Source organism: Bradyrhizobium dasycarpum, assembly GCF_042019905.1.
Lineage (GTDB): Bacteria > Pseudomonadota > Alphaproteobacteria > Rhizobiales > Xanthobacteraceae > Bradyrhizobium > Bradyrhizobium japonicum_B.
This window is the reverse complement of sequence record NZ_CP169574.1, coordinates 1,152,396-1,164,030: the sequence shown is the minus strand read 5'-3', so window position 1 is coordinate 1,164,030 and position 11,635 is coordinate 1,152,396. Positions and strand designations below refer to the sequence as shown.

Annotated in this window: 22 protein-coding genes and 1 tRNA gene; 9 read left to right on the top strand and 14 right to left on the bottom strand. The window is 62.6% G+C overall.

The annotated features are described in order from the left end of the window. Positions 1 to 70: 70 nt before the first annotated feature. Positions 71 to 376: an ETC complex I subunit gene (locus tag ACETMP_RS06015; protein ID WP_028136563.1), complete on the bottom strand. Its 306-nt coding sequence runs from the start codon at positions 374 to 376 to the stop codon at positions 71 to 73. A gap of 257 nt (positions 377 to 633) precedes the next feature. Here ACETMP_RS06015 and ACETMP_RS06010 point away from each other — a divergent pair, with 257 nt between their 5' ends. Together ACETMP_RS06010 and ACETMP_RS06005 are read left to right on the top strand one after the other, a co-directional pair. Next, positions 634 to 1,800: an OpgC domain-containing protein gene (locus ACETMP_RS06010; RefSeq protein WP_375160251.1), complete on the top strand. Its 1,167-nt coding sequence runs from the start codon at positions 634 to 636 to the stop codon at positions 1,798 to 1,800. A 173-nt stretch (positions 1,801 to 1,973) separates the two neighbouring features. Beyond that, entirely contained in the window at positions 1,974 to 2,372 is a 399-nt protein-coding gene (locus ACETMP_RS06005; protein WP_375160250.1) for a translational machinery protein, read from the top strand. Between the two features lie 82 nt (positions 2,373 to 2,454). Here the strand turns inward: ACETMP_RS06005 and ACETMP_RS06000 are convergent, their stop codons facing one another. Then, positions 2,455 to 2,649: a hypothetical protein gene (locus ACETMP_RS06000; RefSeq protein ID WP_375160249.1), complete on the bottom strand. Its 195-nt coding sequence runs from the start codon at positions 2,647 to 2,649 to the stop codon at positions 2,455 to 2,457. A gap of 330 nt (positions 2,650 to 2,979) precedes the next feature. Here ACETMP_RS06000 and ACETMP_RS05995 point away from each other — a divergent pair, with 330 nt between their 5' ends. Beyond that, a complete protein-coding gene (locus tag ACETMP_RS05995) occupies positions 2,980 to 3,165 on the top strand; it encodes a hypothetical protein (RefSeq protein WP_375160248.1) in 186 nt (61 codons plus the stop codon). 297 nt (positions 3,166 to 3,462) lie between these two features. Here ACETMP_RS05995 and ACETMP_RS05990 read toward each other — a convergent pair. The 4 genes from ACETMP_RS05990 to ACETMP_RS05975 all read right to left on the bottom strand — a co-directional run bounded on the left by ACETMP_RS05990 (position 3,463) and on the right by ACETMP_RS05975 (position 5,890). Continuing rightward, positions 3,463 to 3,539, bottom strand: a tRNA-Pro gene (locus tag ACETMP_RS05990). 97 nt (positions 3,540 to 3,636) lie between these two features. Continuing rightward, complete coding sequence (locus ACETMP_RS05985; RefSeq protein WP_375160247.1) at positions 3,637 to 4,119, bottom strand: DUF192 domain-containing protein; 483 nt, start codon at positions 4,117 to 4,119, stop codon at positions 3,637 to 3,639. A gap of 148 nt (positions 4,120 to 4,267) precedes the next feature. Beyond that, complete coding sequence (locus ACETMP_RS05980) at positions 4,268 to 4,930, bottom strand: cold-shock protein (RefSeq protein WP_028136568.1); 663 nt, start codon at positions 4,928 to 4,930, stop codon at positions 4,268 to 4,270. 198 nt (positions 4,931 to 5,128) lie between these two features. Continuing rightward, positions 5,129 to 5,890 (bottom strand): NAD-dependent deacetylase, encoded by a 762-nt coding sequence (locus ACETMP_RS05975; protein WP_375160246.1) that lies wholly within the window; start codon positions 5,888 to 5,890, stop codon positions 5,129 to 5,131. Between the two features lie 234 nt (positions 5,891 to 6,124). Between ACETMP_RS05975 and ACETMP_RS05970 the strand changes: the two genes are divergently transcribed. Then, positions 6,125 to 6,295 (top strand): hypothetical protein, encoded by a 171-nt coding sequence (locus tag ACETMP_RS05970; protein WP_157095033.1) that lies wholly within the window; start codon positions 6,125 to 6,127, stop codon positions 6,293 to 6,295. A 67-nt stretch (positions 6,296 to 6,362) separates the two neighbouring features. On the opposite strand, the gene ACETMP_RS05965 is transcribed toward ACETMP_RS05970, so the two are convergent. Beyond that, positions 6,363 to 6,650, bottom strand: a complete 288-nt coding sequence (locus ACETMP_RS05965; RefSeq protein ID WP_375160245.1) for a hypothetical protein — start codon at positions 6,648 to 6,650, stop codon at positions 6,363 to 6,365. 282 nt (positions 6,651 to 6,932) lie between these two features. Here ACETMP_RS05965 and ACETMP_RS05960 point away from each other — a divergent pair, with 282 nt between their 5' ends. Continuing rightward, positions 6,933 to 7,163 carry a hypothetical protein gene (locus ACETMP_RS05960; RefSeq protein WP_028136571.1) on the top strand — a complete coding sequence of 77 codons (231 nt, stop codon included), beginning with the start codon at positions 6,933 to 6,935 and terminating at the stop codon, positions 7,161 to 7,163. 81 nt (positions 7,164 to 7,244) lie between these two features. Next, entirely contained in the window at positions 7,245 to 7,370 is a 126-nt protein-coding gene (locus ACETMP_RS05955) for a hypothetical protein (RefSeq protein WP_375160244.1), read from the top strand. Between the two features lie 33 nt (positions 7,371 to 7,403). Here the strand turns inward: ACETMP_RS05955 and ACETMP_RS05950 are convergent, their stop codons facing one another. Next, positions 7,404 to 7,601: a hypothetical protein gene (locus tag ACETMP_RS05950; RefSeq protein ID WP_375160243.1), complete on the bottom strand. Its 198-nt coding sequence runs from the start codon at positions 7,599 to 7,601 to the stop codon at positions 7,404 to 7,406. 395 nt (positions 7,602 to 7,996) lie between these two features. On the opposite strand from ACETMP_RS05950, the gene ACETMP_RS05945 reads away from it, so the two are divergent. Next, the gene (locus tag ACETMP_RS05945; RefSeq protein WP_375160242.1) at positions 7,997 to 8,182 is read left to right on the top strand and encodes a hypothetical protein; all 186 of its coding nucleotides are present in this window, start codon (positions 7,997 to 7,999) and stop codon (positions 8,180 to 8,182) included. A 60-nt stretch (positions 8,183 to 8,242) separates the two neighbouring features. On the opposite strand, the gene ACETMP_RS05940 is transcribed toward ACETMP_RS05945, so the two are convergent. Together ACETMP_RS05940 and ACETMP_RS05935 are read right to left on the bottom strand one after the other, a co-directional pair. Then, on the bottom strand, positions 8,243 to 8,383 hold the full coding sequence (locus ACETMP_RS05940) for a hypothetical protein (RefSeq protein WP_375160241.1): 141 nt from the start codon (positions 8,381 to 8,383) through the stop codon (positions 8,243 to 8,245). A 430-nt stretch (positions 8,384 to 8,813) separates the two neighbouring features. Next, positions 8,814 to 9,110 (bottom strand): HU family DNA-binding protein, encoded by a 297-nt coding sequence (locus ACETMP_RS05935; protein ID WP_018323108.1) that lies wholly within the window; start codon positions 9,108 to 9,110, stop codon positions 8,814 to 8,816. Positions 9,111 to 9,461: 351 nt separating this feature from the next. On the opposite strand from ACETMP_RS05935, the gene ACETMP_RS05930 reads away from it, so the two are divergent. Continuing rightward, positions 9,462 to 9,953, top strand: a complete 492-nt coding sequence (locus ACETMP_RS05930; RefSeq protein WP_375160240.1) for a hypothetical protein — start codon at positions 9,462 to 9,464, stop codon at positions 9,951 to 9,953. Positions 9,954 to 10,166: 213 nt separating this feature from the next. Next, a complete protein-coding gene (locus ACETMP_RS05925) occupies positions 10,167 to 10,469 on the top strand; it encodes a hypothetical protein (RefSeq protein ID WP_028136575.1) in 303 nt (100 codons plus the stop codon). Positions 10,470 to 10,539: 70 nt separating this feature from the next. Here the strand turns inward: ACETMP_RS05925 and ACETMP_RS05920 are convergent, their stop codons facing one another. The 4 genes from ACETMP_RS05920 to ACETMP_RS05905 form a co-directional block, all read right to left on the bottom strand. After that, complete coding sequence (locus tag ACETMP_RS05920; protein WP_375160239.1) at positions 10,540 to 10,917, bottom strand: hypothetical protein; 378 nt, start codon at positions 10,915 to 10,917, stop codon at positions 10,540 to 10,542. Positions 10,918 to 10,927: 10 nt separating this feature from the next. Further along, positions 10,928 to 11,095: a hypothetical protein gene (locus ACETMP_RS05915; protein ID WP_375160238.1), complete on the bottom strand. Its 168-nt coding sequence runs from the start codon at positions 11,093 to 11,095 to the stop codon at positions 10,928 to 10,930. 78 nt (positions 11,096 to 11,173) lie between these two features. Continuing rightward, complete coding sequence (locus tag ACETMP_RS05910; RefSeq protein WP_128941618.1) at positions 11,174 to 11,401, bottom strand: hypothetical protein; 228 nt, start codon at positions 11,399 to 11,401, stop codon at positions 11,174 to 11,176. Continuing rightward, the gene (locus tag ACETMP_RS05905; RefSeq protein ID WP_375160237.1) at positions 11,395 to 11,628 is read right to left on the bottom strand and encodes a hypothetical protein; all 234 of its coding nucleotides are present in this window, start codon (positions 11,626 to 11,628) and stop codon (positions 11,395 to 11,397) included. Before ACETMP_RS05905 ends, ACETMP_RS05910 begins: the two co-directional genes overlap by 7 nt. Positions 11,629 to 11,635 lie beyond the last annotated feature (7 nt).

Sequence of the window (11,635 nt, the reverse complement as noted above, 5' to 3'; positions counted from 1 at the left end):
TCGGCCCCAAAACGTAGATGCCCGGGACAGGCCCGGGCATGAGGAATTCAGCGTGCGCGGATGCAAGTGGTTAGTGCGTCCAGGGCTCGCCGCGGCGGAACGAGAAATTGTCGGCATAGGCAACCGGGCGCCGCACCGATTCCTTCGGCTCGATGACCTGGTAGGCGATGCCCTTGCGCTCGCAATAGGCGACCGCCTCTTCCTTGCTGTGGAAGCGCAGCGTGATCTGCTGCTTCATGTCGCCCGACGAGGTCCAGCCCATCAGCGGCTCGACCGCGCGCGGCTGCTCCGGCTCATAGTCGAGCTGCCATTCCTTGGTCTTGGACCGGCCGGATTGCATCGCGTTCTTGGCGGGCTTGAAAATGCGTGCGGTCATGGGTGGTCCGGGCCTCGTTCTTCGTCTTTCGTTCGATTTCGATGCGTCAGGGTGGCAGTTGGTGCAAACCTCAGGGATAGTATAGAGAAAACCGGTTGGGAACTGCTTGGTGATTCCGGCCTCCGTGGCCCCTGCGACGGTATAGTCATTATGCTGCACCGTGACAATTGCGTACCCGCCTCCCGCGCCGGGATCCCGCCCGGCGGCACTGCCTCCCCGACCTCAGCCTGCCCGCCCCCTTCGAGAGCTCCCCTCGCATGGCCTTCCTAAACGTCAACGCCACCCTCCCCGACAAAGGCCGTGACCTCCGGCTCGACCTGTTTCGCGGCGTCGCGAACTGGGCGATCTTCCTCGACCACATCCCCGACAACGTCGTGAACTGGATCACGACGCGCAATTACGGCTTTTCCGACGCCGCCGATCTGTTCGTCTTCATCTCCGGCTACACGGCCTCCTTTGTCTATGCGCGGATGATGCTGGAACGCGGCTTCATCGTCGGGGCCACCCGGCTGACCAAGCGGGTCTGGCAACTCTACGTCGCCCACATCATCCTGTTCGTGATCTATATCGCCTCGATCAGCTATCTGGCGCTGCGCTTCGGCGATAGCGAGATGATCAACGAGTTCAACGTCGCCGGTCTCGTCGACAACGCCACCGAGACGCTGCGCCAGGGCCTGTTCCTGCGCTTCAAGCCGCTCAATCTCGACGTGCTGCCGCTCTACATCGTGCTGATGGGCCTGTTTCCGCCGGTGCTGTGGTTCATGCTGCGCAAGCCCGATCTGACGATGGTGCTGGCGATCGTGCTCTGGCTGACGGCGCGCCACTTCGGCTGGAATCTGAACGCCTATCCGGCCGGCCAGTGGTACTTCAACCCGTATTGCTGGCAGGTGCTGTTCGTGTTCGGCGCCTGGTGCGCGCTGGGTGGCGCGCGGCGCTCGATGACGCTGATCAACGCGCCGATCACGCTCTATCTTTGTCTCGGCTATCTCGTGTTCGCCCTGATCATGACCATGGCGGGCCGCTTCCCCACATTCGGCGGCATGTTCCCGGAATGGCTGTTCTCGGCCTTCAACCCGAACGACAAGACCAACCTCGCGCCCTACCGCTTCATCCACTTCGTCGTGATCGTGATCCTGGTGATCCGCTTCGTGCCGAAGGAATGGCCGGGGCTCGAATGGAAGGTGTTCGATCCCCTGATCGTCTGCGGCCAGCAATCGCTCGCCGTGTTCTGCGTCGGCGTGTTCCTGTCCTTCGTCGGCCATTTCGAGCTGTCGATGAGCTCCGGCTCGCTGCTCGCGCAGATCTTCGTCAGCGTCGCCGGCATCGCGATCATGACGACGGTGGCCTATTACATCTCGTGGTCGAAGAAGCAGGACAAGCCGCTGAAGCCGCCGCCGCCCAAGCCGGCGGCAAGCGCGGCGTAGATGGCCTGAGCCGGGAACGCCTTGCTGTTCGCGGAGCGCGCGGTCGCCCTGGCGGCTTGAGCCGATCGATTGACCTGGGTCAACCGGGGGCTGCGCCGGCCGGCATAATGTCGTCACGACACGCGCCGCCGCTCCGATGTCGGCGGCCTCCCCTCGGACAAGGCCAAAAGCACATGCCCTCTCATTTTCACGCCGTGGTATGGATCGACCATTCGCAAGCCAGGATCTTCCATCTCGGCCTGAGCGGCTCCGACGAAATCACGCTGCATCCGCACCTGGCGACGCGTCACCTTCATCACAAGGCCAGCGTGGTCGGCAGCGGCCATGCCGCTCCTGACAAGGCGTTCTATACTGAAGTGAGCAAAGCCCTCGCGGATGCCGGCGAGATCCTCATCATCGGTCCGGCCAGCGCCAAGACGGAACTCGCAAGCTACATCCGCACGAACGCTCCCGATCTCGCCAAGCGGATTGCGGGGGTGGAAGCGGCCGATCATCCCTCGGATGCCGAAATCGTCGCCTATGCGAAACGTCACTTCAAACTGCCGCTGCCGCGCGTACAGGCACGGGGATAGGCTGGCGAGCGGCACGCGGGCCTCAGCGCGAAGCGTGACGAACCTTGGGCGTGATGAGCGGTCAATCCCGGCTCATCATGCTTCAGGCCGCTTCCTCGCCGTCGAACTCGGTGAATTTCTTGTAGATCCAATCGCGGCCATCATGGCGGCGCCAGACCTTGCCGTACACGAGCTGGCCATTGATCGAGCGGCGGGGCACGATCACGGTCCAGAGGTGCCAGATCTCGTTCCAGCCCGACTGCGGACCGGCGGTCTTGAGGTTGCGATCGAAGGACATGGGCAGAACTCGCTGACGCAGAACTCACCTGGTGCGCGCGCTGGACGAGCCGTGATCGGTGTCGCACGGATGGAAGGCAGCACATCGCGAGCCGGGTCCGATCTGATAGCAGCCGGAAGAACCGGCGCAACAACCGCTCGGCTTTAACCTAACCGATCAACCTTACTTCTTGGGATGACGCTGCGCGATCGGTTGAATGCTGCAGCCGGCTCTTCTAGGATTGCACGTGATTTGAGAACGAGCGCGGGCTTACGCGCAGGTGAATTTGAGCGACGTCGAACTCTGAAACGATGGACGTTTGAAGATCATTGACGGACGGGGACGACCACGATGAATTTGCAATATGCATGCTCGCGCGTCGTGCTGCGCTGGGCGCGGTCCGCGCAGGCCGCGGAGACGGCTATCCCGGAGCCGCCGAAAGCCGCCAACGACAACCAGACGATCTGGCCCTTCGTTCCGTTTCCCGCCGGCTGGTACGCCGCGCGCTGCCCGGCCGGATCTGACCAAGCCGTCTGAAAAGCGCAACGCCGCGCAAGCGGAATATCATCGCTCGGCGGCGTTGCCGTTTGGACGTTGGGCGCTGAAATCCCAACACCGATATGTCTATGGCGCCGCCAGCAGGTTCGATGACGCTTTGGTCATTCTGACCGGCTTCGCTCGGACGCTGCGTCCCCCAGGCCGGATCGGCCGCGTCGACGCAAAGGGCCGCACGGCAGGCACATGTTGCGAGGATGGATCCGGCGCCCCGGACCAGCCGTGGCCACAGGCGGAGCCAAAATCGCAAGGAAAATGAAAGGGATTCAACCTCGGGACTGGTCGGGGCAGCTGGATTCGAACCAACGACCTGCAGTACCCAAAACTGCCGCGCTACCAGGCTGCGCTATACCCCGAATGTCCGGCGAGCCCCGTCGATACACGCTTCCAAAGGCGCCAGCAAGCTTACAAACTGGCGCCAGCAAGGCTGCCAATGCCCCTCGCCTGCCTACCCTATTTGCCGCCGAACAGCGGGTGACCGACGCGGTCACCGACACGGATGCCGTATTTCTGCACCGTTCCCGCCACCACCTCCAGCACGGCCCGGGCCGGCCCGCGGGACGAGATGATCTTGGTCGACAGCGGCTCGGTGTTCTCGGCGATGCGCAGGATGCGCCCGTTGGCGCTGATGAAGATCATGTCGAGCGAGACATAAGTGTTCTTCATCCACATCGATATCTCCTGCTCGGGATTGAAGTCGAACAGCATGCCTTTGCCATCCGCCAGCTCCTTGCGGTACATCAGGCCGGTCTCTTTCTCTTCCGCGGTCGTTGCCATCTCCACCGAAAATACCTGCACGCCGTTCCTGGTGACGATCTCCAGCGGCTGAAAGCTGGCGGCGCGGGCGGGCGCGCTGGCGACACAGCCGGCGGCGACGAGGATGGCGGCGAGCCAGCCCTTCAGAGCGGACCAGATGGCCTTTCGATCAGGATTCATGGGGGATACTCGAGGCGTGGGACTGGAGTCAGTCCTTAAGCGGCGGTCGTCGGAAAAGCCAGAGGCGCGCCGGCCTGCCGGCGCGCCTCTGCTCACGATTGCGGGACCTGAAGGCTCGACCGGATCCGGTCGGCACGTCGCACCGTGCTCAGTGCGACTGCAATCCCGGCGATCCGGTCTCGGGATGGATCTCGGCCGCCATCATGCCCTTGGAGCCGGGCCCGAAGCGGACCAGGACATACTGGCCGGGCCTGAGCTCGGTCATGCCGAAGCGGCGCAGTGTCTCCATGTGCACGAAGATGTCGGGCGTACCCTCGCCGCAGGTCAGGAAGCCGAAGCCGCGCAGCCGGTTGAACCATTTGACCTGGGCCCGTTCCAGCCCGCTGGTCGGGGTGACCGTGACGTGGGTGCGCGGCGGCAGCATCTGCGCCGGATGGATCGCGGTCGATTCGTCCATCGAGACGACGCGGAACGCCTGGTAACCCTTGGCGCGCTGGATGCACTCGACGACGATGCGGGCGCCCTCATAGGCGGTCTGGAAGCCGTCGCGCCTAAGCACGGTAACGTGCAGGAGCACGTCCGGCCAGCCGTTGTCGGGAACGATGAAGCCGTAGCCTTTGGAGGCGTCGAACCATTTGATGACGCCGTGGACTTCGACGAGGTTGGCGCTAGCCTCGCCCAACCCGCTGAATGGATTGAGGCCGCTGTCGCGGCCGGCACCGCCATGTTCGCCCGGCGTGACCCGCCCGGACGATGCTCCCTGCCCGGGAACCCCGAGCTTCTTGGACTCAAATCCGTCCGACGACCCCATAACCCCGGACCCCACGCTGCCATGCAACCCGCCACACCGGCGGCGCTCGAATCACGCGTCTTAAGAGAATGTTCTCAATTCGACGCGACGCGAATCTTTCGACTCAAAAGATAACACTCCCGGTTGCGAGGCATAGACAAAAAAGAGATCTGCCGGAACCTATGAACAGCTTGCGCAGCCGCGAATCAAATTGATGCCTCAATTACCGACAAAGGGCCCGAGCGTTTCGCCGATGTCGTGACGGATGACGAGGTCGGCGATGTCGTCCTGCTCGGTCGGCTCGCGATTGATGATCACCAGACGTGCACCGGCGTTCCTCGCCATCATCGGAAACCCCGCCGCCGGCCAGACCACGAGCGAGGAACCGATCGCGATGAAGAGGTCGCAGGCTTGCGACAGCGCGGTCGCGCGCTGCATTTCGTCCTCGGGCATCATCTGGCCGAAAGAGACCGTGGCGGTCTTCACCGGCTCATCGCAGACGGTGCAGTTGGGCGCGGCGCCGGCCTCGTCGAAGCGGCGCTTCACCCAGTCGAGCGGATAGGCCTGTCCGCATCCGATGCAACGCGCATAAGTCGTGTTGCCGTGAAGTTCAATCACGTGCTCGCCGGCGAAGCCGGAGGCCTGGTGCAGATTGTCGATGTTCTGGGTGATGACGGCGGGAACCTTGCCGGCACGATAGAGCGAGGCCAGCGCGCGATGGCCGCGGCCAGGCTTCGCCGCCGCGAACACCTCCTCCATCGCGAAACGGCGACGCCAGGATTCGTCGCGAGCCGACTGGCTTGCGACGAATTCGCCGAAGTCGATCGGACGGTAGCGCGTCCAAATTCCGCCCGGCGAGCGGAAGTCGGGAATGCCGCATTCGGTTGAGATGCCGGCGCCGGTGAACGGCACGATCACCTTTGCCGCGGCGATCATGTCGCCGAGCCGTTCGACGCCGCTCTGAAGATCCGATGCAATCAATCGCGGCCTCCCGATTCGTTTTGCCCTGGCAGCTCACTGCGCAAGCGGCAAGATCATTGACGCTCTTATCAAGCGCTAGCGCGATGCGCTCGGCAATTTTTTCCGGCCTTCGCATATCACAATCCTGCAATGCCGCCTCCCCATTGACGCCCCATTCAGGAGCATCAATGGATGTGTGAATGCGACTCAAGATGGTGCGGCGGCAGTGCTTGAGTTCAATAGTAACCCGAGGGGATGGCCATGACCGAAGACGAAGAACGCAAAGCCCGTGAGCGCGACGAGATCGCCGCCCGTGTCGCCGCCTTCCGTGCCACGCAGGAAAAATTCAAGCGCGAGCGCGAGGAGTATTTCGTGTCGACGCTGGAGAATGCCCGCAAAGTCGAACGGCCCTCGCTTTGGCCGTAATACGCCTCTGATCACTGCGCATGAAAAAAGCCCGGAGCATCGCTCCGGGCTTTTCGCTTGTCGGGTGTTACCAATGGCGCCAGTGGTGATGGTGCCGGTGGTACGGTCCACCGCCGTAATAGGCGTAGGGGCCAGGACCGTAATAATAGGCGGGGCCGTCATAATAGCCGTAGCGGGGGCCATAATAGCCGTACGGGGATGCTGCGACTGCGCCCGCGGTGATCGCGCCGGCGGCGAGGCCGAATGCGAGGCCCGGGCCGATGCCGCGCCCGCGTGCCTCGGCCGGCGCAGGGGCTGCAACCGCGGTCACGCCGACGGCTGCGACGGTGGCCAGAACTGCCAATGTCTTCTTCATGCTCTCCTCCTTCGCGTCTTGCCGGGATTAACGACGCGCGCCTGCGATGGTTGCGCGCAGGGGCGGAACCGGCCCCTGCAAACAAAAGCAGACGGCGCCGGAACCAAATCGCCGGGCGCGCATTGCCCTTCCAAGTGCGGGAGCCTCCGCCATCCGGTTGAGGCGACAGCACGAAGACCCCGTCGGCATCTCCGCGATGCCGGCGGGGTTTTCAGTTTCACGGGAACACATGGCAGCACACGGCAATGGCTGCCAGCGGGGCGGACCACCGAGGAGGAAGACTTGCCCTTATCCGCTTTGCTGGCCCGTATCCGTAAATTGGTTCCCAGATCCGACGATCGGCATTACGACGAGATCGTGCGCAACTTCGGTAACGGCGCGCTGCACCCGCCGCCGACCCCGATGAGTGACCGCGAGCTGGCGCGGGCCATCGCCGAGTTCCTGAAGGAGCAGCCGTCGAGCGAATCCGTTGCAACCCTCGGCCGCCGCCTCGACCCCTCCTCTCCGGTTTGAGCTGCTATTCGGCGGGAGCAGGGAACCAGGATTGCGCGCGGACGTTGAATCCGTCTTCACGCAGAGCGGAAGAGGTCCGTCATGCCCGCTTGGCTCGAAGTCCTGCTCAACCTGTCCGGCTATGCCGGCTTCCTGGCGCTCGCCTCGCGCGGCACCGCATGTCCGGAAGTGCCGGCCGACAATCGCAGCTACAGCGACGAACGCTAATTGGGTACGGCATTCTCCATGGCGCGCGCCGCTTCAATTGGCATGCGCCGGCTGGCCCGCCGTGCGCACCAGCCGGTCGGCCTTGACTGCAACGCGCGTGTCCTCGGCCTGCGGCCGCAGCGAAAAGCTGACCACCACGAACGCGAGACAGAACAGCGTGCCGACGATGGCGACGCGCCGGTAGGTGTGGCGGTCGCCCTGGTAAAAGGAAGGCTGTGAAAAAGGTGTCATGACAAAATTGCTTGCTGCAAAGCCGTTTCTTGCTTGTCTTTGCCAGACACCTACCCGATGCGGCGACAAGCGCAACGCGATTGGGCTTTTAACCTAACCGAATAGGGTTATCGGCTTCCGCGCAAAGGATCGTTAAGGCATGACCCGGAAAAGTGCGCAGCGGTTTTCCGGAAAGATCATGCGCAGACAACAACCCAAAGCGCGATGACGTTTCATCGAGATCTCATCGCGCTTTAGGAATTTGCCGAGCGATCGCAACGCGGTGCTTTCTCTCATGCGAAGCAGAGTTACGACAGCGCTGCTTGCCGACCGGCTTTGTTCCAGCTTCGACCTTTTCGTTCTCAAAGAACGAATCGGAATCGAGAAAATCAGCGCGGCGCGATTCCTAACGATCGATGAAAGCGCGCGCCGCAACGTCCTCTGCCGGGAGACTCCTCGGCACGATCTTCGGCGGCAAGAATTTCGACACCACCGCAAACACGATGACGATCTCACGGCATGGCTCACATCGAAAGCTGTTGGCAGAAATCGCCGTCATCGGCTTGGCGCATCGCGGGCATGTCATGCAGGCCGAACGTTGAGGGCACAGGTTCGTTCCTGCACTTCGTGCCCGCCTCTTGGTTTCTGCCCACCGGCGCGGATCAGGCCGCTCGCTTCGCTTTACTACTCTTCTCCGAGAAGCATTCCAGGATCTGAATGCGGAGCTCTTCTGCGGCCGGACCCTCGAGCCTCCTGAGCTCGTTCCAGAGCCTGATCACTTCGCGCTGCTTTTCGACGGTCATGAGTCACCTCCTTGCGGTCGATCGAGAGGAGGCGCATTAGAACAAAAAGAGAACGAAAAGTCCAGCCCCTTGGCGCGATTTTCCCGGCACGTCGCGTTGAACCTTTTCGGCGCAGCGCGGACCCATGGAGGCTGGGGATTTCAGCGCCCAGTTATATGGCAGCGCCGCGGTGAACGAACATATTCCGTCACCCGCGGCGCTGTTGCTTTTTGATTTTCAACTTTAAGTTTGAGCTACGGCTGACGGCCAGGCGCTGAAATCCCAACGTCGTCAGTCGGAAGAGCCCCGTGCGAAAGCGCGGGGTTTTCTTGTTTGTCCTGATCGTCGTGGCGATGTTCGGCATCGCGGATGCCGGGCACCACCTTGGTCTTCAGCCCTTGATCGCTGCGCCGTCTTGCGAAGAGCGCGCTGCAACGATGCGGCCAGCGCCTTAGACGGCGTCCTTGGCTACCTTGAGTGGCGAGGCCTTGACCGACTTGCTCGCGGGCTTGGCCGCAAACTGCATCGGCTCCTTGGTGAAGGGATTGACGCCCATGCGGGCTTCAGTCGCCGGCTTGTTGACAACCGACATCTTCACGAAGCCGGGAATGACGAACTCTCCGGACTCGTTGAGCTCCTTGTAGCCGACCGTGGCCATGTATTCGATCACCGACTTCACGTCGTTCTTCGAGAGCTGCGTGCCCTCGGCAATTGCATCAATCAATTGGGTTTTCGTCATCTTCGCCATCTCTGAATTCCTTTTGTGCGCGCGAGCAAGTTTTGCTGTGGACGCGGCCTGAAGCGCGGGGGGCGCGCTGGCTGATTTCATGCCTGAGGTCATGAAGTGACGGGCTTAGAACCCATCGAGGCTGAAAACGCAAGCAGCGGCTCTGCGGGGTTCCCGACTTCCTGTGCAAGCTGGCGCAGGCCTGCCACTTTCCTTTTGAACCATTTTGTCCCTGGCGCGTCTCATCATTGAAGTCCCTAAGCTTCACCCCACCAGAGAGCCCCGCTTCCCCCAGGCGGGGTTTTCGCTTTGCGCGCCTGGCAGAACGTCCCCGGCTGCTATAATGGCTTGAGGGTTTCTCGCGGGGTGCTCATGAAGGTCGCTATCGTCATTGCAGGTTTGATCGTCGTGGCCGTCGCCGCCCTCGTCGCGTTCCAGCCGAGCTTCCTGAAACCTGCGTCCCTCGCCGTCGTGAAGAAGTCCGACATCTTCGGCTTCTCGCCCGGAATGACATTCGAGGAGACCAGCAAGCTCGTCAGTCGACGCCATTATCTCTGCCGTCAGGGTCGCAACTCCTATACCCTCGAGTGCGATATCAACGGTGCCAAGGTCACGGTTGACAGCGACGAGGCTGATGCCAGCCACCCGATCTGGCGCGTCAATACGACGGTGAACAATCCGGGACCGCAGGATGCTGCCGTCAAATCGATCTCCGACCAGTTCAACGCTCAAGCCATCAAGGACGGCGACGGATGGACCTGGATCGTCGGCCGCGGGCTCAAGCTGAGCTATGACGGCCTGGCCTTGAACCTCGTGGACGAGGCCGCAGAGGCCCGCCTGCGCAAGGTGGACGCCAAGCGCTGAAGCATGCTCCGGAAAATTGCGGAGCGCTGTTTCGGAGCGATCATGCTTGAACGACAACCTGAAGCGCGACGGCGATTCATTTCTCGTCGCGTCGCGCTTTGGAGCCTGACGTCACCTCGTCGTGAAACTTGTGGCCGGGCTCGCGTTGTTGACACTTCAGTAACCTAACGCGGCCAAGCTCCATTCAGTCTTGTTGCGTTGGAGTATCCCACAGTGCTTGATTTTGACGAGCTGCGTGAACTCGCGGCCGATGTTCGTGTCTTTGTCGAGCTTGCCGAGGACAAGGCCGAAGCGCTCAAGGCCGTCATCGCGGCCTATGACGTGGTCCTGGCGATCTTCCCCGCCGACGACGGCATGGGCCTCCATGTCATCAAGGGCAGCGAGATCCTGAACGGGATCGCAAGATCAGGGAGCCATGCGGCCTACAGCCACACGGCGATCGCGGTCCCCGACCTGCAACATGCGCAAGCGCTCAAGCTGCTGACCGCCCCGGTCGAGCAACGGATCGCGGCCTAGCTGCGGGCGTCGGGGATGGCTGCCTCGGCTGTCGTCCCAAGGAGCGTCTGAGGTCGCGTCTGACGGCGTATCAGCGGAGCCGATTCAGCACCCGGAGGGGAAGCCACGATCCTAGCAACATCAAGATCGCGATGATCGCAACGACGGCGTGCTTCAGCGGCTGTTGCGACGAGGCGAGCGAGCCTTCGAGGCGAAGGTAAGGCAGCACGGCCTCCATGCCCATTCCGATGAGCGCAACCGCCGTCAGGCCGCCCACGATTGATGCGACGAGATTGACGATCCATCCCATCACGCCGCGCTCGTTCGACCACGCCTCGTAGATCGCGACCGCCAGCGTCACGACGACAAAGACCAGCATGAAGCTCATCGAGCCGCCGACGCTCGACGTCGGGCCGAACGCCTCCAGCAGCAACATGGCCGCCACTGCGAGCAGCGTGATCGTCTTCACGAAGCTCTCCTCATCCGTGCCCCAGCAGCAGCACCGCAGAACCGATCACGATACAGGCGAGGCCGAGGACGGCGGTCGCGATCTCGACGGCATTTTCCAGGCCGAAGAACCTGATGACTGCACTCCATGCGGCCGACGGAAGGATCTCCACGATCGCGCTGAGCAGGGCTTGAAGCATGAGAATTGGTCGCGCCGGCGGAACCGGGGTTCGGCGACGGTGGATTAAATTTAGCCGCTGTCCCCGGTCACGATTTCCTTACCGAATATCCCCGGCCTTCCGGCTCTCACCAATCGAGACCGGCTTGTTGAGGAAATACTCGCGGTTGCCGGTCGCGGCTTCCGCGTACTGGTCGATCGCCACGATGATGGCCTGGACGTGGGCATAGCACCACCCTTCCCGCGTCGCCCGTCGGCGAACGTCCTCGAGCGCGGTCAGGAATGGCGACAGCTCTCTCTCGTCGTCGAACCATCGCCTGCTCACCATGTCCTCCCGCCAAGCACCCTGCCCTTGGCCGCGCGCGGCTGCGCCGCCTTCAGCACGTCGCGCTGCGCACAAAGACTTTCGACCTTCGCCTCCATCCGCGACAGCAGCGCTTCGGCCGACGCCGTACCGACGCCAGCCCGCTGCAGCTGAAGAATCTCCTTCCTCTGCCTGCCCATCTGGATGCGCATCCGTTCGATCTCCCGCCTGACATCGTCCAGGTCCGGCATTGTTCCG

What these genes read in the sequence shown, in the direction of transcription:
- ACETMP_RS06015 (WP_028136563.1), bottom strand. Translation starts at nt 376, where the DNA reads ATGACCGCACGCATTTTCAAGCCCGCCAAGAACGCGATGCAATCCGGC.
- ACETMP_RS06010 (WP_375160251.1), top strand. Translation starts at nt 634, where the DNA reads ATGGCCTTCCTAAACGTCAACGCCACCCTCCCCGACAAAGGCCGTGAC.
- ACETMP_RS06005 (WP_375160250.1), top strand. Translation starts at nt 1,974, where the DNA reads ATGCCCTCTCATTTTCACGCCGTGGTATGGATCGACCATTCGCAAGCC.
- ACETMP_RS06000 (WP_375160249.1), bottom strand. Translation starts at nt 2,649, where the DNA reads ATGTCCTTCGATCGCAACCTCAAGACCGCCGGTCCGCAGTCGGGCTGG.
- ACETMP_RS05995 (WP_375160248.1), top strand. Translation starts at nt 2,980, where the DNA reads ATGAATTTGCAATATGCATGCTCGCGCGTCGTGCTGCGCTGGGCGCGG.
- ACETMP_RS05985 (WP_375160247.1), bottom strand. Translation starts at nt 4,119, where the DNA reads ATGAATCCTGATCGAAAGGCCATCTGGTCCGCTCTGAAGGGCTGGCTC.
- ACETMP_RS05980 (WP_028136568.1), bottom strand. Translation starts at nt 4,930, where the DNA reads ATGGGGTCGTCGGACGGATTTGAGTCCAAGAAGCTCGGGGTTCCCGGG.
- ACETMP_RS05970 (WP_157095033.1), top strand. Translation starts at nt 6,125, where the DNA reads ATGGCCATGACCGAAGACGAAGAACGCAAAGCCCGTGAGCGCGACGAG.
- ACETMP_RS05965 (WP_375160245.1), bottom strand. Translation starts at nt 6,650, where the DNA reads ATGAAGAAGACATTGGCAGTTCTGGCCACCGTCGCAGCCGTCGGCGTG.
- ACETMP_RS05955 (WP_375160244.1), top strand. Translation starts at nt 7,245, where the DNA reads ATGCCCGCTTGGCTCGAAGTCCTGCTCAACCTGTCCGGCTATGCCGGC.
- ACETMP_RS05950 (WP_375160243.1), bottom strand. Translation starts at nt 7,601, where the DNA reads ATGACACCTTTTTCACAGCCTTCCTTTTACCAGGGCGACCGCCACACC.
- ACETMP_RS05945 (WP_375160242.1), top strand. Translation starts at nt 7,997, where the DNA reads ATGAAAGCGCGCGCCGCAACGTCCTCTGCCGGGAGACTCCTCGGCACG.
- ACETMP_RS05940 (WP_375160241.1), bottom strand. Translation starts at nt 8,383, where the DNA reads ATGACCGTCGAAAAGCAGCGCGAAGTGATCAGGCTCTGGAACGAGCTC.
- ACETMP_RS05935 (WP_018323108.1), bottom strand. Translation starts at nt 9,110, where the DNA reads ATGGCGAAGATGACGAAAACCCAATTGATTGATGCAATTGCCGAGGGC.
- ACETMP_RS05930 (WP_375160240.1), top strand. Translation starts at nt 9,462, where the DNA reads ATGAAGGTCGCTATCGTCATTGCAGGTTTGATCGTCGTGGCCGTCGCC.
- ACETMP_RS05915 (WP_375160238.1), bottom strand. Translation starts at nt 11,095, where the DNA reads ATGCTTCAAGCCCTGCTCAGCGCGATCGTGGAGATCCTTCCGTCGGCC.
- ACETMP_RS05910 (WP_128941618.1), bottom strand. Translation starts at nt 11,401, where the DNA reads ATGGTGAGCAGGCGATGGTTCGACGACGAGAGAGAGCTGTCGCCATTC.
- ACETMP_RS05905 (WP_375160237.1), bottom strand. Translation starts at nt 11,628, where the DNA reads ATGCCGGACCTGGACGATGTCAGGCGGGAGATCGAACGGATGCGCATC.